The organism is Undibacterium sp. TC9W (assembly GCF_049339865.1).
In the GTDB taxonomy this organism is placed as follows: Bacteria; Pseudomonadota; Gammaproteobacteria; order Burkholderiales; family Burkholderiaceae_D; genus Undibacterium.
In genome coordinates this window covers 1-22,411 of record NZ_JBMPPJ010000024.1, presented here as the reverse complement: position 1 = coordinate 22,411, position 22,411 = coordinate 1, and the positions used below count along the sequence as shown (strand labels likewise).

Genomic DNA, 22,411 nt, shown 5'->3' with positions numbered 1-22,411 from the left:
TTCCTGTAATAATTATGCTGCGTACAAATCCGGCAGTGCCAATTGCAAAACTGCTGTTTCGTTCGCCTGGCTGCGCTCAAGTTCACCACTGATCTGCCCTTCACGCATGACGATGACGCGATCACAAATGCCCAATATTTCAGGTAATTCGCTGGACACGACAATCACACAGCAACCGCGCTCGGCGACTTCATAAATGATGCGATAGATTTCATTTTTTGCGCCCACATCTATGCCACGCGTCGGCTCATCCAGGATGAGTACTTTCATACCCGGTTCTGCCAGCCAGCGTGCCAGAATGACTTTTTGCTGATTGCCACCGGACAGCAAACGAATTTCCTGTTCGCGATTCGGCGTCTTGATTTTTAATCTCTGTATAAAGCGATCAGCCAGTTCTGCTTCATGCTTATGTCTTAAAAATAGACCTGCCAGCAGACCATGGCGGCGACAACTGATATTGATGTTTTCTGCGACAGATGCCTCTGCCAGAATGCCTTGCTCTTTGCGGTCTTCAGGACACAAGACTATACCTGCCTCTATGGCGGCAGCAGGTCCATGATCAGGCACATTGACGCCATCCAGCACTACACTGGAACCCGCAGCTTTTTTGTCCGCACCATATAACAGACGCATTAACTCAGTGCGGCCAGCACCAACCAGGCCAAAAAAGCCTAGCACTTCGCCACCGCGTACACTGAAATCTTGAGCCACCGTAAGCGTCTCGCCTTTGATCTGTCTGACTACCAGTCTTTCAGCCAGGAGCTGGCGTGGCCGGTAATCGTAAATATCACTAAGTTCACGTCCCACCATATCGTTGATGAGTACATCGCGTGGCACATCGGCCATTACCGCATAGGTGACGATTTTTTGACCATCGCGAAAAATCGTGCAGGTATCGCATAGGGCGTATAACTCTTCCAGCCTGTGAGAAATATAGATGATTGTACGACCAGCCGTACGCAAATCACGTATCAGACGAAACAGAATTTCGCTTTCGCGATAAGATAAACTGCTGGTCGGCTCGTCGAAAGCAATGACCTGTGCATCTTGCAGCAGAGCCTTGCATATTTCTGCCATTTGCCTTTGAGCTATCGATAAATCACAAAGCCGGGCACCAGGATCCAGATCAACGCCCATTTGTTGCAAGCGCAAACTTACCTGACGCCGCGCCTCAACCCGGTTCACAAAACCCAGTTTTTGCGGCAAACGCCCTAATAACAAATTTTCTGCGACAGTCAGTTCCGGAACATATTGCAATTCCTGGTGAATGACGGCGATGCCCGCTGCGATGGCATCACCGGCAGACGAGAAATAACACTCACGTCCATTCAACAACAAGCGCCCTCCATCCGGTTTGTACTGACCGCCCAGTATTTTCAATAGCGTTGATTTGCCTGCGCCATTTTCACCAAGCAAGCCATGCACCGTACCTGCATGGGCGTCAAAACTGACGCCATTTAGTGCTTTCACACCAGGAAAATATTTACACACATCTTCAAACTGAAGAGATGGGGACTGAGATGTTGACATGATCGGCTATGTCCTAAAGTCCAAATTCCGCACGTACATCACTCTGATTCTTGCGTGTCATCAAGACCCCTGTAGTCAGTATCAGCGGTGCAGGAGTCTTGTTTTCTGCTATCCATTTATACATGTTCACTGAAGTTTCATAGCCATGACGCTTGGGACTGATCAATACTGTGCCATAAAATCCAGTTGGGCTGGGTTTGGCAAATTCATTCAATGCAGTTTTACTGCCACCTATGCCAATTCCTATGACAGCGTCACTGCGCAAGCCCCTGCCCTCAGCTGCACGCACTGTACCAAGAACAGCTTCATCGTTCATGCCAAATACCAGCCATCGTTTGAATTTTGTTTGTTTGGTCAAAGCAATATTGGCGGCATTGAATGCACTTTCCGTATCCGTTTTTGCCTGTGCTGCATCAACTATGTTCGCAACAGGAAAGCCGCCGGCCTTTAAGGCATCCCGTGCCCCCTGAGTACGTTCACGTGCCGTAGGCAGTTGGTCAAAGGCCATGCGCATCGCACCGACTTCAGCCATGTTCCAGCCACGTGACTTCATTTCTTCCATCAGGCCCTGTCCAACCTGCTTGCCAATTTCATAGGCCGAGATACCCATGTGCGGGATAGATGCTATCGGTTTGCCACTACCATCGACAAGCTGATCATCGACCGACATCACCTTCAGATTATTTCTTTTGGCGGCACGTTCAACTGCCATACCCAGTTTGACATCCGGCGCACAAATCACAAAGCCCTGGGCTTTCTGTGCAGCCAGGTTGTCTATGGCAGCCATCATCTTTTCACCATTAGCCACACCTATTTTCACCAGGGAAAATCCTTTTTCCTTAGCTGCCTGTTCTGCATAACGCCATTCATCCTGGAACCAGGGTTCTTCAGCCTGCTTGACCAGAAAACCTATTTTCACTGGATCGGCCGCCTGCGCTGCGGATAAAGCTGCAAGACTGAAACAGCCAGCTACCAAAGTGAAGCCAGCGGCATTTAAGAACTGCAAGCACCTATCTCTTATTGTGTTTTTCATCATCATTGTCTCTTTATTGTTTTAGGGGGCAAGGGCAATACTGAGCCCGCATCACTGTCGTCGAACAAGGTATCGGCAACTGCGAGCGGCGCATCCATCTGCATCGCAAACAAACTACCGGCAGCTGGCATACGGGATAATTCTTCGGCACTCATTTCCTGTCGTGCGCTGCTAACCATGAGATAGTCACCATTGACACCGCCAAATGCAGGGCAGGTAGGATTTATTGTTGGAACCGATAATCGCTGCAGGCAACGCCCGTCAGGCGCGTACTGTGCCACACTGCCAGCGCCCCACTCTGCGTTCCATAAGCATCCATTCCTGTCAATGACAGAACCATCTGGATAGGCTTCATCGCCCTCCGGTATGGCGAACAAACGGATATTACTGACACTGGCAGTTTCAGCGTCATAATCACACTGCTGTATGCGACGGCTTAATGTGTCGGTAAAGTACATGGTCTTGCCGTCGAGGCTGAAGCAAATGCTGTTGGCTATTGCTACAGCAGGCAAAGCCAGCCTCCGTAAGCCGTAAGGCATGGAAAACTGGTAAAAGCTGGCAATAGGACGTTTTTCCGGCGCTTCATTCATGGTGCCAAATACGAAGTAACCGCGCCTGTCGGTACGCCCATCATTCACACGTGTGCGCGGCTCTGCCGGATCAACAGCAACCAGCGACTGTACTGGCAACTGGACTGTCGTAGCCTGACTCGTCGTCAATTGCGCCAATGATGCAGGCACTGCTGCATTTTTTGGCAAGCTGGCAAAACACAGGCGCTTTGCCAACCCAAGCAAAATACGGCCTGAACTACAATGAACAAAAGAACCCAATCTATCTGGCAATCTGTAAGTGGCTACAGCCTGACCAGGTTTCCAGTTTTGCAAACTCGCGGCCTCAATATCAGTCCACCACCAGCTTTCTGTATTATCGTGCCAGCTCAAGCCTTCACCCAAGGTGGCTGTATGCGCCAAAGCCTGTTGCAGATGATTCATTGCAAAGCCTCATTTGATTTTTTCGCCATGCCTGTTCTGAGGGCTTTTATAAAATCAAGTGCCTTGACTCTTATTTTTACAGTATCCATTCCTGGTTTATACAAAGCTGAGCCAAGGCCAAATCCATTGACACCTGCCCGCAGGTAGTCATCCATGTTGTCAGGAGTAATCCCTCCCACTGGTAGAAGACGCAAGCTGGCTGGCAGCACAGCCCGCATCGCCCGTACTATAGGCGGCGTGACCAATTCCGCAGGAAAGAGTTTGACTGCATCTGCACCTGCATACATCGCCGCAAATGCCTCTGTCAGTGAGCTTGCCCCTGGTACGCAATACAGGCCCTGTTTTTTTGCTTCCCTGATGACCATTACATCAGCGTGCGGCATGACGATCAAACGTCCACCCGCATCACGTACCTGACGGACGGCATCCAGCGTCAACACAGTACCTGCACCTGTCAGCGCATCAGATGGCAGACAACGACTTAGCATGCCTATCGATTCGAGCGCAGATGGTGAATTCAGCGGGACTTCAATAATGCGAAAACCGGCTTCATATAAATCTGCAGCGATGGACTCCACCTCTTCAGGACGTATGCCGCGCAAGATGGCAATCAAGGGTAAATCAGCAAATGCCTGATCGAATGTGGCGGGAATGGTTTTCATAAAATTCCTTCGGGTGGTGTTGATATCCATAATCAGGATCTCAGCATGCCTGCGGTGAACGCCAGATGCCATAAACCCGCCGGTGCGGTATTCAGCAGTATGGCGTCTGGCTTGACGCCAAAACGAGAAAGCGCCAGGGAATAACGCCCACAAAGAGACGCATCCCCTATCAATATCAATGGCGCATGTGCCAGACCGTGCTCAGAGCGCCAATGCAAACCAGCCAATAACTCATTGGCGATCAATAGACCAGATAAGTAATCCGCCAGTCCATCAGGTGGCATATCACCCATCAAGCCCAGGGTGCGCACACTGAACAATTGATGACTCAAGCCTTGCGCCATCATCTTGCGGGCAACATCCAGGCCGGCAATAAAACTGGCATCACTACTCTCCCCCTGCACGGCAGGCATCAAACGGCCAAGAACCGAATGCTGCTTGAGTACGGCGAACAATTCCCCCGTCATGTGTGTGGCAAAAGCCTGTACTTTTCCATCTACAATACTGGCCCATTTCGAATGTGTACCGGGCATGACTACGCATGACTGGCTAGCCCAGTCTGGCTGGCCTTGCAGTGCACCTACGATCTGGGATTCTTCGCCACGCATAACGTCAGGCGCATCGCCACGATATAACAAGCCTGGCACAATACCCAGGCGTGAAGGCACCGGACGTAAATTTCCGGCATCTATAGATAGAATATTGATGGCAATATCATGCGCGTCTGCCGGACTTTGCACATAGGGCACCTCTTGCCAGCCATGCTTGCTGCCAACCATGCCGCAAGCCAGCAAAGGAACATCAGGCCAGCTTGTCAGCCAGTCACCGGCCAACTCCTGCAGTACCCGCACATAAGCAGTTTGCCCGCCCTGCATGACAGAAATACCGGAAGCTGCTTCCTGGCTATCGATAAGCCGACCACTCTGTCCTATCAAAAAAATCCGCAAACCTGTACTGCCCCAGTCAATACCAATCAGGCTCACATTTTCTTTAGCATTCAAAGGCAAAACTGCCTTGCTTTGTGTGATATTCATTTTTACCATTCCGCAACGCTGCCGTCAGGGTGACGCCATAGCGGATTACGCCAATCTGGTGCGTGCAGGCTGGCTTCTTTCACGCGCTCTTCATCAATTTCCACGCCCAGACCTGGCTTAGGCAAGGCGGCAATATAGCCATCTGTAATGCGCAAGTCTTCGCGATTGATGACGTAGTCAAGCAGCTCTGCATCCTTGTTGTAATGGATGCCCATGCTTTGTTCTTGCAAGACTGCATTGTGAGCGACAAAGTCGAGTTGCAAACATGCTGCAAGCGCAATCGGCCCCAAAGGACAATGCGGTGCCAGGGCAATGTCATAGGCTTCTGCCATTGCGGCAATTTTATGGCATTCAGAAATGCCACCAGCGTGCGACAGATCAGGCTGGACGATGGCAATTCCTCCCTCCTGGAACACCCGTTTGAATTCAAAACGGGAATACATGCGTTCGCCAGCGGCCAACGGTATAGCCGTACTTTCTGCCAGGCGTGGATAATATTCAGCCTGTTCTGCCAATACAGGTTCTTCTACAAACAAAGGACGATATGGCTCCAGAGCACGCAACAAAACCTTGGCCATGGGCGCAGCCACCCGACCATGGAAATCAATGCCAAATTCGATCTGGCTGCCAAACGCTTCACGAATCTCGGCAATACGGCCTACCGCGGCATCAACTGCCGCAGCGCTGTCAATGATGCCAAATTCTTCCGTACCATTCATCTTGAAGGTATCAAAGCCCGCTTCGCGGAGACGACGAATATCAGCAATCACATCAGCAGGTCTGTCACCGCCGACCCAGCTATAGGTTTTCATGCGGTCACGCACCAGGCCACCCAGCAATTGATATACCGGCACGCCCAGGGCTTTGCCCTTGATATCCCATAGTGCTTGATCAATGCCTGCCATGGCGCTCATGAGTATGGCTCCACCGCGATAAAAACTACCGCGATACATGACTTGCCAGAGGTCGTTGATGCGCGCCGGGTCTTGCCCTATCAGATAAGGCGCAAATTCCTGCACTGCTGTTTCTACAGTTCGCGCCCGCCCTTCTATGACAGGCTCGCCCCAACCGACGATACCCTCATCGGTTTCTATCTTCAGCAACATCCACCTTGGAGGAACACGGTAAGTAGTCAGTTTTGTTATTTTCATGACGCAATGGCTAAGCAAATGAAGTCATGAGTGTAGATGGGCACACACGATAAGAAATATGAATTAACTGACCGGAAGTATATGAATTTGGCATAGCTGTTGACATGCACAATTCAAGAGACCCATCAATAGAAATGCCACAGCACACAACTACAGGCTTTCGCGCTCCACCTGCTTGCGCTGGATATCTGCCAGACCGCTGCAATTTTTAACAGAGAAGTCTTTTACGTCTAGCAGACTAAAACCCGGTGTGCCAGGTTGAAGAGGAAAATTCACGTGGTCAAAATAAGCACGACTCACATCATGCAAAGCAAAGGCTGGCCTGTTGTCTGGCTGCACACATTTGATATCAACGTGATGCAACTCCAGATTATTGACATGACGTGCGAATACCGCATGTGCGGGGCTGAGGCCAAACATGCTGGGTTCGGGATAACTACCAGTATTTTCTGGTGGATTGACAGCTACTTCGCCAAGCTCACCACCTCCCTGATTCAAGACGTGCATATTACTGATACGCACATCTTCTACAGGATAACCAGGCACGCCACTAATGATGGATGCATAACGCGAATCAGCACCTGACACCGTGACATTACTGATATTAATACGCCTGATAGCCCCGGTCACCGCACCTTCCGGTGCACGTAACCGGCTTCCCAGGCGGATGAAGATAGGGGGATTGGTCAAATCGCGCATGGTCAGATTACTGACACTGATGTCCTCAATAATGGCACCATCGACGCTTTCTATGGCCAACCCGCGGCAACGCTCAAAAACACAATTTGAAATGGCGATATTACGAAAACCACCATTAGATTCAGTACCCAGCTTGATGCGCCCGGTCACGCCCTCCTTGTCTGGAGCAAACTCTTGCTTGCGCTGAAAACTACCATCCAGAAATGTACCAAGATCAAATCCTGATACCTGGCAATTAGTGATGCTGACGTTTTCAGTAAAGCGCTTATAACCCAGTGCAAATGAGCTTTTCAGGCAGATGGCATCGTCATTGGGAGAATTGATACTGCAATTGGATATGTGAACATTGCGGCAGCAATCTATATCAAAGCCATCCCTGTCGGTATCCACTTTCAAATTATCTATCGTCATATTGTCAGCAGCAGTTGCCAGCAAGGCAAAGTGTCCACCGTTGAAAATACTGATATCACGCAAGATAATGTTTTTACAGTTTTTAAGAGCAATCGCCTTATTGGCTTTGCCCACCATATCAGCGCCGTAAGCCTTGTTACCACTGCGTTCACCGTGCGGATCGCTATTGCCAAGGCTGAGTGGCATATCACCAGGCTTGGCGGTACCGCGCGGGCCTGGGCCAGCATGCGTTAAACCGGCACCATATATGAGCCCGCCACCCAAAATAGCGATATGTTCAAGATCTTCGCCCCAGATCAGGCTATTGTGCCAGTGGCTGTGCCCAAAATCCTGATAAGCATCCCATTCGTTAGGTTCTGCCTCGTCGTAGCTGCCACCATGCTTTGCCGGGTCTGCAGCAATCAGGGTGGCACCAGCATCCAGATACAGAGTGACATGGCTTTGCAGGCGAATCGAGAAACTCAGGTATTTACCGGCCGGGAAGTAAACCGTTCCACCACCTGCTGCCGCAGCAGCTTTAATCGCGCGGTTAATGGCATCAGTGTCAAGCTTCTTGCCATTGCCGCTGGCACCGAAACCCCGGACATTAAAATTGCCTGCCAGATTGGCTTTCCCAACAATTTTCCTTTGCGCCATTACTGGTAAAGCATGCAAAGGCAACACGGTAGCTACAGCTCCAGTACCAAACATACGCAAAAAGTTTCGTCGCAATGGCGATGATGTCTGCTTACTCAATTTTTTTGTCCCCTACTTATTTTTCTGGATATGTTTTCTTTTTATACATGGCGGTATCGATTGAGATTACCATTAAAAAACCAGGGAACGTCCAGTCAAAATGTTCAACTTGATGATTAATAATGAGCAGATCTCTGAGTATTCCAAAAAAAAAGCATCAATTGCCGTGAGCTGATTTGGTGAATAACATATAACAAACCGTAAATTGCCTGAAAAAATCCGAAATAATCTGCTATTGCTCATGAGCGTGATTACATCACTCGCTGCAGTTGACAGGTTTTAACGCGAAATTGATACTCGAAACAATAAGCTGCATCTTTATTTATTAATGTGGCGATAAAAACAGAGACATCTCACACCAAGCCCAGGCCAATCAAGTACCTGAGCCAGACAGACATAGCGCATCGCCCGGTGTGGGCATACATCTACTCATTCCCAATTCTTTGTTTGACCATGGTCAGAAGGAAAATGATGAACTCAGTAGTACGGTCAGGATTGACGACCTTGGTATTAACCTGCGGCGTGTGTCTGGCACATGCGCAAATGCAGAATACTGCACCACCACAAAATTCGTCTCAAAATCCACCAGTCACTGGTGATGCCCTGATGGATAGTTTCGGGCTGACCAGTACCAACAAGGTACAGAGCAATAGTGCGGTTGCCCCACCGAACACCAACCCCAAAGTGATTCCGCTCAAGGGTGACACCAGTTTCCTGATGTCAGCCTTTCCTTCGACATCACAAAACAAGCTCAGCCTGTTTACATCTTACGACGGCACCAGCTTTGCACCGCTGGCTTCCGAGGCGTATACACCGCCACAGGGCCTGCTGCGTGACCCGTCTATTTTGCATGCGGATGATGGTTATTATTATGTGATTTACACTACCGGCTGGGCTGGGGATACCTTTGGTGTTGCCAAAAGCAGCGACCTGCGCCACTGGCAGCATGTACGTGACGTGCGCCTGCAATTGCCGGACGCGAATACCAAAATCAGCAATGTCTGGGCACCCGAATGGTTCACCGACAGCGATGGCACGGTCCACATCGTCGTGTCCGTATCTACACAGGGAACCAAAGGTCCCTTTGGGGCGTATGTGCTGCATGCGCTGGACAAGACATACGCCAATTTCTCCCAGGCCCAGGCCATGGCAGGTCTGCAAAATAATTACATTGATACCTTCCCCGTCAAGGATGGGGCACGCTATGTGGTTTTCACTAAAAATGAAACCAGCAAGTACATAGAAATAGCGACAGCCCCTGCCCTTGCTGGTCCATGGAAAGTGGAAAAAACGGGGGACTGGGCAGGCTGGGGCAAGCCTTCGGAAGGTCAGTCCCTGGTCAAGCTGAAAAATGGTGGCTGGCGCATTTACTTTGACGACTATACGACCAAGCATTACTGGTATTCCGACAGCAAGGATAATTTCAAAACCTGGACAGCCAAGCAGGAACTGGGTGGCGTATCGGGTGCGGTACGCCACTTCACTGTCATCAGTGAACCTACCAAAGTCCTGGAACAGGCCACTGCCGCAAAATCGCCAGCGAAAAAGATCACCTGGGATAAACACTCGCTGATGATAGACGGCAAAAGGGAAATGATCTGGGCAGGTGAATTTCACCCTTTCCGGCTCCCCAATCCCTCACTGTGGCGTGATGTCATACAAAAAATGAAAGCCACGGGGCTCAACACTGTAGCCATCTACTTTGACTGGGGTTATCACTCGTCACGCCCGAATCAATATGATTTTTCCAGCATACGCAATGTAGAACTGGCGATAGAAATGGCAGAACAGGAAGGCATGTATGTCATTGCCCGCCCTGGCCCGTATGTCAATGCAGAGCTGACACTTGGCGGTTTCCCTGGTTATCTGGCCAGGCAAAAAGCGATTGCCCGTACTGATGCTGCCGAATATATGCAGTCTGCAGATGAATGGCTGACCCAGATTGACGCGATTATCGCGCGCCATCAAATCACCACTGGTGGCGGCACTGTCATTGCCTATCAGTTGGAAAACGAGTTATCAAATACCTCGGATACGCATAAGCGCTACATGCAACACCTGGCAGACAAAGCCAGGGCCGATGGCATCAGCGTACCGCTGTTCCACAATTCTGCAGGTCGTCTGCCGAACTGGACGCCGCCCAATTCCAGCGCACCCTATGCGGTGCCAGGCCCCACCGATTTGTACAGCTTTGACGGCTACCCGGGTGGTGGCTGTACCAATACCAAGGAAATTGGCAAACCGAATGTCGTGCCCAACTGGGGCATGTATGGTGAAATTCCCGCCAATACCGGAACCGGGCCAGTCAAGATTGGTGCCCTCGCCTCGCCAAATACACCAGGTTTTGCGGCAGAAATGGGCGGCGGCTGGTTTGATTTCTGGGGTAGCGTCGGTACCTATGACTGCACCGCGCAACGCACCGGATCGAATTATGTGCGCACCTTCTATAGTGCAAATCTGATCAATGGCATTTCCATCCATTCCATCTACATGATGTATGGTGGCACATCCTGGGGCTGGCTTCCGGCGCAGGTGGTGTATACGTCCTACGATTATGGCGCAGCCATTGACGAAGGCCGTAGCTTGCGTGAAAAAGCCCTGACACTGAAGCAGATGGGGCATTTTGTGGAAGCCGCCAAATCTGTGTTGAGCGCCATGGATAAAGGCGAGGCAATCACCGCATCCAATCCTGCGGTCAAGCTTTATCACAATATCAGTCCTGTCAACGGCGCGCACCTGATTTTCGCCATCCATACCAAGACCGATTCAACAACAGAAGAACTGTTCAGCTTCAAGCTCACTACACGCGATGGCAGCTACCAGATCCCGCAAGCGGGTACTTTGCGTATCAAGGACCAGAACGTCAAACTGCTGTTGTCAGACTATGCACTGGAGCGCCAGCATCTGGTCTACACCACATCCGATACCCAGACCCACCTGCAACAGGATGAGCGCGATATCGCCTTGCTGTATGGCCGCAAAGGCGAAGATGGCGAAACCGTATTGCGTTATCAATCACAGCCAAAGGTCGAAGTACTGGAAGGTGCAGCCAATGCAGTGTTTGATCCTAAAAACGGCGATCTGCGGTTGAATTATGTACACAAGGATTTGATACGCGTACGCATCAGTGGTGGTGGCAAAGCAGATTTACTGCTGTTGCTTGCAGACGATGAAACAGGTCGTAACTTCTGGCGCCAGGAAACCGCACACGGCCCTGTCCTTGAGCGTTCTCCAGCACTGGTGCGCCAGGCCAATGTGCAAGGCAACACCCTGCACCTGAGTGGCGATACCCACGAAAGCAGTAAGCTGGACATATGGGCACCAAAAGCCGTCACACAAATCACCTGGAATACTGCCGCCATCACCAGCAACAGGAATGCCGATGGCAGTTTGTCGACTGAGCCCCTGGCTGGCCCTGCTGACATTGTTTTACCAAAACTGATGCAACAGACATGGATGCGTCGCATGGATTCGCCAGAGGCAGCCAAAGTCTTTGACGACAGCAAATGGCGCAAGACTGACCTGACCACCACGGCTGCAACCGTGAAGACCACACCTCCTGCTGGCCAGCCCATACTCAGCATGAGTGATTACGGTTTTCACCACGGTGATGTCTGGTACCGTGGCAATTTCAAAGTGCAGGCTGGCAAACCACTGCCTGAACAATTGGAAATAAGCTATGGCGGTGGTGGTGCAGGTTTCATGCAACTGTGGCTGGACGGTGTCTACATCGGCGAAAATGAAATGCCAACCGGAAAACCCAAGCCAGATAACTGGGGCACGGCCAGCTTCAAGCTGTCTGCCGAAGCATTGCATGTGGGCGAACATGTACTGTCGGTCATGGTCAGAAATAATTCCCACAACTGGGATCTGGCAGCGGATGACGAACATAAAGTCGCACGTGGCTTGATCAGTGCGTCACTGACGCATGACATCAAAGAGAAATTTGCCACACCAATTACCTGGAAAATCCAGGGCAATAAAGGCGGTGAAGAAATTGCTGACCTGGTACGTGGTCCCATGAATAACGGCGGCCTTTATGGTGAACGTGCTGGCTGGTATCTGCCGATTGGTGCCAAACCAGATAATAGTGGCTGGGAGAAAACCAGTTCGGACTCAGCACCACCAGCGCCAGGTACTTATTGGTTGCGCACTAATTTCAATCTGGATATGCCAGTGGGCCATGATGTGCAACTGGGTCTCGCCATCGGTGACACCAGCCAGCCTCGTTCTGACCGCAGAAATCGCATCCTGATTTTTGTCAATGGCTGGAATATGGGGAATTTTATCTCTCATATTGGTCCGCAACGTCTGTTTATCCTGCCACCAGGCATATTGAATCCGAATGGTGAAAATACGCTTACCTTGGCAGTCAGTACAGATGGCAAGGCTGCCAATGCACTGGAGCCGCTGGAATTGGTCAAGATACGCGCCGTACGTGGTGGTGTGCCGCTAGAACTGGTCCCAAGTCCTTCCAATCTGCAACGTTGATGACAAACAGAGAATCTGCATCTATGAAAATCAATCATGTATTGACCGGCGTCATGGTATTTGCCAGCCTGACTGGTGTTTGCAGCAGTCAGGTGCAGGCCGAAGCGATCACTGCCGCTGTAAAAGCAAAAGCCATAAGCCTTGCTAGCACATCTTCACACGGCAAGCAGATGGAAAAGCTGGATCGCGGTGTCGTCGCCATCAATACCGGCAAAAGCAATTTCATCAGTTGGCGTCTGTTGGGAACCGATCCTGAGAATATCAGTTTCAATATTTATCGAGGGTCAGAGAAATTAAATCGTGCGCCCCAAAAACTCACCAATTTCACCGACGATGCAGGTACATCCGCCAGCAGCTACACTATACGTCCTGTCATTGACGGTGCTGAATTACTGGCAGATACCCCAAAAAGCACATGGACCAATTTGTACAAAACCATACCGGTACAAAAACCAGCCAATGGCATCACCCCTGATGGATCAAGCTACAGCTATGTACTCAATGATGGTTCTGCAGCAGATCTCGACGGTGATGGCGAATACGAACTCATCGTCAAATGGCAACCCACTAATGCCAAGGATAATTCCCAGGCTGGATACACCGGCAATACCTTTGTCGATGCCTACAAACTTGATGGCAAATTATTGTGGCGCATCGATCTGGGCAAGAATATACGCGCGGGTGCACATTACACCACTTTCCTGGCATATGACTTCGATGGCGACGGCAAGGCAGAAGTCATGATGAAAACAGCAGACGGCACCATCGATGGCAAGGGTAAAGTCATCGGCAATGCTGCTGTCGATTATCGTAATGATAAAGGCTATATTTTATCTGGACCTGAATACCTGACAGTCTTCAATGGCATGACCGGTGCCGCCATGGCCAGCACCAGCTATATCCCGGCACGCGGCGATGTCGCGACCTGGGGTGATGCCTATGGCAACCGGGTAGATCGCTTTCTTGGCACGGTGGCATTTCTGGATGGAGAACGTCCAAGCGCCGTCTTTTCGCGTGGCTACTACACGCGTGCAGTCATTGCAGCCTGGGACTGGCGCGATGGCAAACTCACCAGCCGCTGGACATTTGACAGCGATATCGAAGGTGGCCCGGTCAATCACCAGGGAGCACACTGGATGTCGGTCGCTGATGTGGACGGCGATGGCAAGGACGACCTCATCTATGGCGCTGCCACTATAGGCAGCAACGGCAAAATGCTGTACAGCACGGGCCTGTGCCATGGTGATGCCCTGCATGTAGGCAAGCTTGATCCCAATCGCCCAGGACAGCAAATTTACATGGTACATGAAACACCAGGTTGTTATGGCCCACACGGACTGGAAATGCATGATGCCGCTACCGGGAAAATACTCTGGAGCGTAGATGGCAAAGGTGCCGATGTTGGCCGAGGCGTATGCATGGACATAGACCCTGCTTATCCCGGCGAAGAATGTTGGGGATCAGTCGGTGGGCTGATGAGCGCTGCAGGTGTGGAAATTTCACCCCAGCATCCACGTCGCGTCAACTTCGCAGTCTGGTGGGACGGTGATCTCTTGCGTGAATCTCTGGATGGCACGCTGATAGAAAAATGGAATCCAAAAGCCTTCGCCTTCGAACGTTTGCTCAACGGTGCGACTTATAATGCCGCATCCAATAATGGCACAAAATCCACACCTGTAATGTCGGCAGACCTGTTTGGCGACTGGCGTGAAGAAGTCGTCTGGCGCAATAATGACAGCACTGCTCTGCTGGTATTCAGTACCACCATACCGACAGCGCATCGTATCACGAGCCTGATGCACAATCCGCAATACAGGATGCAGGTAGCAGGACAAAATGCTGGGTACAACCAGCCGCCACACCCCAGTTTCCACCTCGGTGATGGCATGACCGTGACCAAGCCCGAGCTTATACATACACCCTGATTTCCCATGCGCGATCGAGCAACAGGCGCAGCTATCTCCAGATCTATAAAGTAACGGATAATGTTTAAATTAACTCGTCGCGGCTTCATCAAAACAACGGCAGCCACAGCGCTTGTCAGTCATTTACCTTCTCTGCAGGCGCAGAATCTGTCTGCGGTTAATACAGGCATGGAAGTAAAGGCCGATGAGTTTATACGCCTGAACTGGCTGGAAGGCAAAGCACCGCAAGTATTAACAGGCGTAACAGTAGGCGTGCCATGGCCACGCGGCAAGATAGCCAAAAGCCAGCAGTTTCAACTGCTCAATCAGGACGGCAAAGACTTACCCACCCAAAGCTGGCCCTTGGCATACTGGCCTGATGGCACCTTGAAATGGACTGCTCATGCCGTAGCCGCGGGTGTCAGCCTGGGTTCGGAATTGCAGGTCAAACCTGTAGCAAAAACTGCCCTATCCCCTGAAAAATTCGTCAGCGTCAGGCAAAGTAAAGATGGGTATCTGATAGATACCGGCGTGATGGTATGTGAAGTAGCCAGTCAGGGTGCACAGTTTATCCGCAGCGTGCAGCGTGATGGCAAAGAAATCATGTGCAATGGCAATCTGGTCGTCATCAGCGATGATCAGCCAGATGGAGAAAGCGGCACCACCCGCCAGCACAATTACATCAGCAATATCAGTCAGGTCAGTCTTGAACAAAATGGCCCGGTACGTGCGGTGCTGAAGGTGGAAGGCATGCACAAGGATGCCAAACGGGCCTGGCTACCTTTCGTGCTCAGGCTTTATTTCTATGCAGGCGCGGACACTATACGTGTCATGCACAGTTTTGTTTATGATGGCGATGAGCAACGCGATTTCTTGCGCGGCATAGGCTTGCGCTTCGACGTCCCCATGCGTGATGCGCTGTATGACAGGCATGTGCGCTTTGCAGGTGAAAATGCTGGCTTATGGGCAGAAGGTGTGCGTAATATGACTGGCCTGCGCCGTGACCCTGGCCCCGCAGTACGCAATGCCCAACTTGCAGGGCTTGCCTGCCCTCCACTGACACAGTTCCCTGATGTGATACAGCGCCTGATCCATCTGGTACCGGCATGGGGTGATTACACCCTGTCACAACAATCAGCAGACGGCTTCAAGATACGCAAACGTACTAAATCCGGTTACGGCTGGGTAGAAGCCGCCTGGGGACACAGATCACCCGGCACTGGCTATATAGGTGGTATCAGTGGCGGCGTCGCTTTTGGCTTGCGCGATTTCTGGCAGCGTCACCCTACTCAACTTGATATCCGTCAGGCGCATACCGACACCGCCCAGGTCACCGTCTGGATGTGGTCCCCAGATGCCCCGGCTATGGACCTGCGGTTTTATCATGATGGAATGGGTATGGAAACCCATGATCAGGAACGCGAAGGCCTGGAAATCACTTATGAAGATTATGAAAAAGGCTTTGGCAGCCCCATGGGTGTGGCACGCAGTAGCGAAATAACCCTATGGGTATGTGCGGCCACGCCTTCAAGAGAAAAGCTGGTGCAATTTGCCGAAGCGGTACAAACACCACCGCAACTGGTGGCAAAGCCCAGCCATTTCCTGGCGACCGGCGTGTTTGGCGGATTGTGGAGTTTGCCTGATCGCTCGCATCCGGTAAAAGCCGCGATTGAAGACCAGCTCGATTTCCGCTTTAATTTCTATAAGGAACAGGTAGAACAACGTCACTGGTATGGCTTCTGGGATTTTGGTGATATCCGCCACAGCTATGATCTGGACCGGCATGAGTGGCGTTATGACGTCGGTGGCTTTGCCTGGGATAATTCTGAACTATCCCCCGACCTTTGGCTCTGGTATTCCTTTCTGCGCACCGGACGGGCAGACATCTTCCGTTTTGCCGAAGCCATGGTCAGGCACACCAGCGAAGTCGATACCCATCACCTGGGTCAGTTTGCCGGTCTGGGTTCCCGCCATAATGTCCAGCACTGGGGCTGCAGCGCAAAGCAATTACGCATCAGCGCCGCCGTCTATCGGCGCTTTTATTATTACCTGACAGCAGATGAACGCATAGGCGACATCATGCATTCATTAATAGACGCCGACAAAAAACTGGAGAGCACAGACCCCGCGCGCAAACTAAAACCCAGGGAAGACATCAGCAATATCAAGGCACATGCCGGTTTCGGCACAGACTGGGGTTCACTCGCTGGCAACTGGCTGACCGAATGGGAACGCAGCGGTGACATCAGATACCGCAACAAGATATTGACCGGCATGCGTGACATTGCCGGCATGCCCCACGGCTTTTTCAACGGTAACAGCTTTGCCTATGATGTCAATACCAGCCACCTGATCAATGTTTTTGGTAAACGCGCATCGGCCAGCCATTTGAACGCCGTCTTTGGTGCGGTAGAAATTTTTGCCGAACTGGTGACCCTGACTGACGAACCCGGGTTTGTACGAGCATGGCTGCAGTATTGCGAGCTCTTTAATGCAGGCAAACAGGAGCAGATCAATGCACTGGGCATGCCGCACGGTGCTGGCAATTCCTTGCGTAACGGCCATTCCAGACTCACCGCCTACGTCGCCTGGAAAAACAAAAATCCCGCATTGGCACAGCGCGCCTGGCGCGAGTTTTTTGTTAACCGTGGCGTGCCCGGCCCATTGCTGAAAACCACACGCGTTCAGGGTGTCAATAGCCTCAATCCCGTCGATGAAGTGCCATGGATAAGCACCAATGACACTGCCCAATGGGGCTTGGCTGCGATACAAAATCTGGCACTGATCGGTGAGCATATTCCCTCAGTGACGGACCTGAAAAAAATGACTGTTGCAGACCCGGATTGAACAAATGAAGCACCCGTATCTACTGACAACAAACTGATACAAAGCAAGTTGAACAAGGCAGACATTTTTACGTCATAGTGTTGGCAATTTCATCTAATGGCATTCAACTAAACCCAAATCATGACTACATGCCGTAAAAAAATTTGCCCAGCGATAGTAACGCAATTTGCCCACCATAGCCGCAAGACAACGCATAAGCTGGTAGTGAGTGCGCTGATCACAGAAGCTTTTTGCATGAATCCAATTGCTTACGCCCAAACCCAGGAAAAGCCAGTTGTACCTGCCACATCGGCCAAAGCCGCAGCACCAGTCAAGCCTGCAGAAACCAATCCAGAAGAAACAAATAGTAAGACTGGGCCTGTAAGCAAAACAGATAGCAAGCCTGCGGTATCTGATGCACCAGTCAGCAGCAGTGGTGAGCCACAGTCGGTGACCGTACAAGCAGAGCGCCCCAGCAATCGCATTGATCGGCAGGTATATGATGTCAAATCAGATGTCGCCAGTACCAATGGTACAGCTGCTGATGCCCTCAACAATATCCCTTCTGTATCCGTAGATGCAGATGGCACAGTCAGCCTGCGCGGCAGCACTAAAGTTCAAATCCTGATCGATGGAAAACCATCCGCCATGATGCAGGGCGACAACCGTGGCGCATCGCTGAATGCCATGCCCTCGCACGACATAGAGTCTATAGAAGTGATCAATAATCCTGGCGCGCAGTTTGGCAACGAAGGCGGTGGTGGGCCCATTCTCAATCTGGTCATGCGACGTAATCGCCAACCCGGGGGTTTCGGTGTCGTCAATGCCAATGCCGGATCAGCGGGGCGCTATAACAGCGCTATATCTGGCAGTTATCATGAGGGCCTGTTTGGCATACAGGGTGGTGTCAACTTCCGCCATGATGGCAGAAATTCAGTGGGCGAGGCTGTCCGCGACCGTCTTGATCTCGGTCAGCACAGTACTCAGGAATCTGCTTCTGCTGGCTTGAATAATTCTTCCGGTGTCAATGCTGCGATTACGTACAACATCGGTACGAAGGACACACTCGGGGCCAACTTCTCCTATGCCAGACGCGACAATGACCAAAAATCGACAGACCATTACCTGAACTCCGGCCAAATCAATAATGACTATGTGCGTTCTACCCAGCGCGGTGGCGAAAGCACCAACTACAGTTGGGGTGGACGCTATGACCACAAGGGAGATATCAACGGTGAAATAATGCGGCTGGACTTGCGTGTATCAGGTTCGGACAATGCCAGTTCCAATGCGTATTCCAACGTATACTCTAACGTGAATGCGAGCAGTCCGATTATTTTTACCGATGTACACAGCAAGCAAAATAATGCCAACAATATCAAGATCGTCGATTTTACCGGTGACTATGAACGCCCCGATGAAAAGGGTCTTTTGAAAATGGGCTACAAGATAGCCAATAACAAAAGTGAATTTGATACCAGCTATTTTAATATTGATCCCATCAGTAACACCGCCATCCTCAATCCGTCACGAACCAATAGCTATAATCTGGATGAAGCCAATATTGCCCTGTACGGTTCGTATCAATTGCGCCTGAATGAAAAATGGGGTGTACTGGCAGGCCTGAGGACGGAGTATACGCATATCGATATCCAACAGCTGACTGCACGCATAGAGGCGACCAATCACTACATTAACTATATTCCCAGCTTCTTTGCCAGTTATAAGGCCAGTGACGACACCACCCTGCGTTTCAGTTATGCACATCGCATACGTCGCGCCAATGCCAATGAGCTCAATCCTTTTGTTGTCTATCGTGACGAGCTGAATTACTCCAGCGGCAACCCAAAATTGAAGCCGGCGCAAACAGATTCCTTTGAATTGGCGTATGAAACCAGAGTCATCGGGCTGGATATGAATATCCGTGGCTACTATCGCACAGAAAGCGACAGTATTTTGTCTCGAAAAATCCCGATCAACGACACTGTCGTGCTGACCACACTGGAAAACGGTGGAGGCAATCACTCCAGCGGTGTTGAATTCACGCTCAGCGGCAAGCTAACGCCCAAGCTTTCCATCAATACCAGCGGCAACCTGTTATTCATCGAACAAAAAATCCTGAATACCGCCGGTCAGGAAATTCAGCGCTCAGCATCTTCATTAAGTTTGCGCGGACGCTTTAATTATCAACTCAGCGAGCAAGATCAGCTGCAAATCAGCCTTAATTCCCAGGGGAAAACGCTCTCGGGCGAAGGTTATCGTCAACCCAATTCCACTGCTAATTTCAGCCTGCGCCACACCATTACGCCTAGCTTAAACCTGGTTCTCAACGTCACGGATGTCTTTAACTCAAACAAAATTGAGACCATCGTCGATACAGATGCGCTCAAAGAGCACAATATCCGGCGCTATGACGGTCGCCTGATATATATCGGGCTATCTTATCGCTTTGGCGGCAATACATCTGGCGGCCCGGGCAATAATCGCCAGGAAATACGCCGACCTCCTCCGCCTGGCCAATCCTGATGAGGCCTTACCGCAATCCGGCAATCAACGGCCTTTCGAATACTATAGACAGGCCGTTTTTCATCGAATGCCAATCACCACTCTGATTGTTTTTCCGAAAGACGGCCTTTGCCGCATAGCTACCCTAAAATGCTTCAATAATTTCCAGGGCTTTTTATTACTGCAAGCATTTCCTGAGTTGATTTCGATGAAAAAAATACCTACTTTCAAGCTATTGATTTTTATTGGCAGCATCGCCTTTAGTAATACGCTCTACGCCCAAACATATTCATTTGATTTCAGCACAAAGCCTGCAGCGCAGTCCAAAGCGGTGAAAACAGATGCTATCTATTCAACAGAGACTGGATACGGTTTTGAGAATGGTGCCCAAATCATTGCCACCAGCAATGGCATCAGCAGTGCCAAACCATTCTTGTTCTCCGTTGCTGTACCCGAGGGAAATTATCGCGTCAAACTCATGTTGGGTGATGATGACGGCGAATCTGAGACGACCGTCAAGGCAGAAACCCGCCGTCTGATGCTGGAAAAAATCAACACCAGGAAAGGTGAACGCATAGAAAAAAACTTCATCGTCAACGTACGCCGTCCTGGTATTGCTGGCGGTGGCGAAGTCAAATTGAAGCCCCGTGAAACAGGAGAAGAACAATTTACCTGGGACGACAAACTGACGCTAGAATTCAATGGCCCACTCTCCAGTGTAGATGCCATCAGCATAGAACGAGTAGAAAATGTGCCCACCCTTTATTTGCTGGGTGACTCTACTGTCACCGATCAACCAGGCGAGCCTTACGCCAGTTGGGGGCAAATGCTGCCACGCTTTTTTTCAGCGGATATCAGTGTCGCGAATTATGCGCAGTCAGGCGAATCCCTGGCATCTTCTAAAACGGCACGCAGGCTGGACAAAGTACTTAGCCTGGTCAAGCCTGACGACTATGTGTTGATCCAATTTGGGCACAATGACATGAAGGCGGTCGATGTCGCCACTTACAAAAATAACCTGAAGACCTATACCGCAGCACTGGCTGAAAAACATGCGCAGGTGGTATTGGTCACCCAGGTACAACGCCGCACATTTGAAGGTATGACGATCACCAATTCTCACAAGGGCTATCCGGATGCGGTACGTGAAGTCGCCAAAGAAGAAAACCTGCCTCTGATTGATCTGCATGCCATGAGCAAGGTCTTTTATGAAGCACTGGGGCCAGAAAAGTCTTTGCTGGCATTTAAACCGGGGGACGGTACCCATCACAATGCCTACGGCGCTTATGAGCTGGCCAGGTGCATCGTGGAAGGTGTGCGGCAAAGCAAATTACCTCTGAAAAAATTCATCCTGGCTCAGTCGGAAAGTTTTGATCCTGCAAAGCCGGACGCGCCAGAGTTCTTTTTCATGCCGGCCAGCCCGGCTATCGTCAGTATAAAAAAGCCAGATGGCAGTTGAGTTGTCGTTGAGGCGCGCCTTATAATCAGTTGATTCAATGACTGCCATGACACCGTTTACAGGACTTTTCATGATTATACATAGCGCAATCCCTATTTCGTGGAATAAGGCCTTGCAGGCTTTAATCCTTCTGGCGGTAGTTAGTGTAGCCTCAGCACAGACTGTGAAAGAAGATGACAGACCAGTTGTGGAAGAAAGCAAACAGATCATCAATCAGGCGGCTGACCCTAAATTGCCCTCCTTCTTTATCGTTGGCGACTCCACAGCTCGTAGTGACGCACCCATGCGTGGCTGGGCAGATGAAATAGCACCCTATTTCGACTCAAAAAAAATCAATGTCATCAATCGTGCCATAGGCGGGCGTAGTAGTCGCACCTATATTCAGGAGGGTCGATGGGACAAGGTATTGAGCGAAATGAAAGCTGGTGATTTCTTGCTGGTACAGTTTGGGCATAATGATGTTGGTCCGGTTGATGCAAGAGGCAAATTCAGAGGCACATTGCGCAGCACTGGAGAAGATACCGAAATCATCAACAGACCAGATGGCAGCGTTGAAATCGTGCACAGCTACGGCTGGTATTTAAAAAAATACATACAAGATGCCAGGGCGAAGGGTATTTTCATCATCATCGCAACACCCGTCCCACACAAGGACTGGGCTAATGATTTTGCCGAGCACCGCAAGCTGGCGAGCATAGTCGCCAATGAAACCCAGGTAGCCTTGATTGATGTTACAGCCATTACTGGCAAAACATACGACGTCCTAGGCAAGGAAAAAGTCGATACCTTATTTAGCGATCAACGCACCCATACCAACATCACCGGCGCAAGGATTAATGCAGAATCCGTCATTGCGAGCCTGTAAATAAAAGTGTGTAAGTAATTCTGGCAGATGAAGCTCCTATAATGAGGAATTGCCAAAATGACGACAAACGCAATGGAAAGAAGCAAACTGCAGGCGCTGGCCAAAGAGCTGGCG

General features: G+C 50.6%; 13 protein-coding genes. 6 read left to right on the top strand and 7 right to left on the bottom strand.

What is annotated here, in order from left to right:
• Nucleotides 1–12: 12 nt before the first annotated feature.
• The 7 genes from araG to ACO0LN_RS24900 all read right to left on the bottom strand — a co-directional run bounded on the left by araG (nt 13) and on the right by ACO0LN_RS24900 (nt 8,202).
• Entirely contained in the window at nt 13–1,530 is a 1,518-nt protein-coding gene (gene araG / locus ACO0LN_RS24930; protein ID WP_422978543.1) for an L-arabinose ABC transporter ATP-binding protein AraG, read from the bottom strand.
• Between the two features lie 13 nt (nt 1,531–1,543).
• Nucleotides 1,544–2,563, bottom strand: a complete 1,020-nt coding sequence (locus tag ACO0LN_RS24925) for an arabinose ABC transporter substrate-binding protein (RefSeq protein ID WP_422978631.1) — start codon at nt 2,561–2,563, stop codon at nt 1,544–1,546.
• 2 nt (nt 2,564–2,565) lie between these two features.
• Nucleotides 2,566–3,555, bottom strand: a complete 990-nt coding sequence (locus tag ACO0LN_RS24920) for an SMP-30/gluconolactonase/LRE family protein (RefSeq protein WP_422978541.1) — start codon at nt 3,553–3,555, stop codon at nt 2,566–2,568.
• Nucleotides 3,552–4,217 carry a 2-dehydro-3-deoxy-6-phosphogalactonate aldolase gene (locus ACO0LN_RS24915; RefSeq protein WP_422978539.1) on the bottom strand — a complete coding sequence of 222 codons (666 nt, stop codon included), beginning with the start codon at nt 4,215–4,217 and terminating at the stop codon, nt 3,552–3,554. Before ACO0LN_RS24915 ends, ACO0LN_RS24920 begins: the two co-directional genes overlap by 4 nt.
• A gap of 32 nt (nt 4,218–4,249) precedes the next feature.
• Nucleotides 4,250–5,251, bottom strand: a complete 1,002-nt coding sequence (locus ACO0LN_RS24910; RefSeq protein WP_422978537.1) for a 2-dehydro-3-deoxygalactonokinase — start codon at nt 5,249–5,251, stop codon at nt 4,250–4,252.
• A 2-nt stretch (nt 5,252–5,253) separates the two neighbouring features.
• Entirely contained in the window at nt 5,254–6,402 is a 1,149-nt protein-coding gene (gene dgoD / locus ACO0LN_RS24905; RefSeq protein ID WP_422978535.1) for a galactonate dehydratase, read from the bottom strand.
• Between the two features lie 150 nt (nt 6,403–6,552).
• A complete protein-coding gene (locus ACO0LN_RS24900; RefSeq protein ID WP_422978533.1) occupies nt 6,553–8,202 on the bottom strand; it encodes a rhamnogalacturonidase in 1,650 nt (549 codons plus the stop codon).
• A gap of 516 nt (nt 8,203–8,718) precedes the next feature.
• Here ACO0LN_RS24900 and ACO0LN_RS24895 point away from each other — a divergent pair.
• The 6 genes from ACO0LN_RS24895 (at nt 8,719) to ACO0LN_RS24870 (ending at nt 22,297) form a co-directional block, all read left to right on the top strand.
• Nucleotides 8,719–12,738 (top strand): beta-galactosidase, encoded by a 4,020-nt coding sequence (locus ACO0LN_RS24895; RefSeq protein WP_422978531.1) that lies wholly within the window; start codon nt 8,719–8,721, stop codon nt 12,736–12,738.
• A gap of 23 nt (nt 12,739–12,761) precedes the next feature.
• Complete coding sequence (locus ACO0LN_RS24890; RefSeq protein WP_422978529.1) at nt 12,762–14,663, top strand: rhamnogalacturonan lyase; 1,902 nt, start codon at nt 12,762–12,764, stop codon at nt 14,661–14,663.
• 60 nt (nt 14,664–14,723) lie between these two features.
• Nucleotides 14,724–17,489 carry a Tat pathway signal sequence domain protein gene (locus ACO0LN_RS24885; protein ID WP_422978527.1) on the top strand — a complete coding sequence of 922 codons (2,766 nt, stop codon included), beginning with the start codon at nt 14,724–14,726 and terminating at the stop codon, nt 17,487–17,489.
• A 120-nt stretch (nt 17,490–17,609) separates the two neighbouring features.
• A complete protein-coding gene (locus tag ACO0LN_RS24880) occupies nt 17,610–19,994 on the top strand; it encodes a TonB-dependent receptor domain-containing protein (protein ID WP_422978525.1) in 2,385 nt (794 codons plus the stop codon).
• 310 nt (nt 19,995–20,304) lie between these two features.
• Nucleotides 20,305–21,432, top strand: a complete 1,128-nt coding sequence (locus ACO0LN_RS24875; RefSeq protein ID WP_422978523.1) for a rhamnogalacturonan acetylesterase — start codon at nt 20,305–20,307, stop codon at nt 21,430–21,432.
• A 70-nt stretch (nt 21,433–21,502) separates the two neighbouring features.
• Complete coding sequence (locus tag ACO0LN_RS24870; RefSeq protein WP_422978521.1) at nt 21,503–22,297, top strand: rhamnogalacturonan acetylesterase; 795 nt, start codon at nt 21,503–21,505, stop codon at nt 22,295–22,297.
• Nucleotides 22,298–22,411 lie beyond the last annotated feature (114 nt).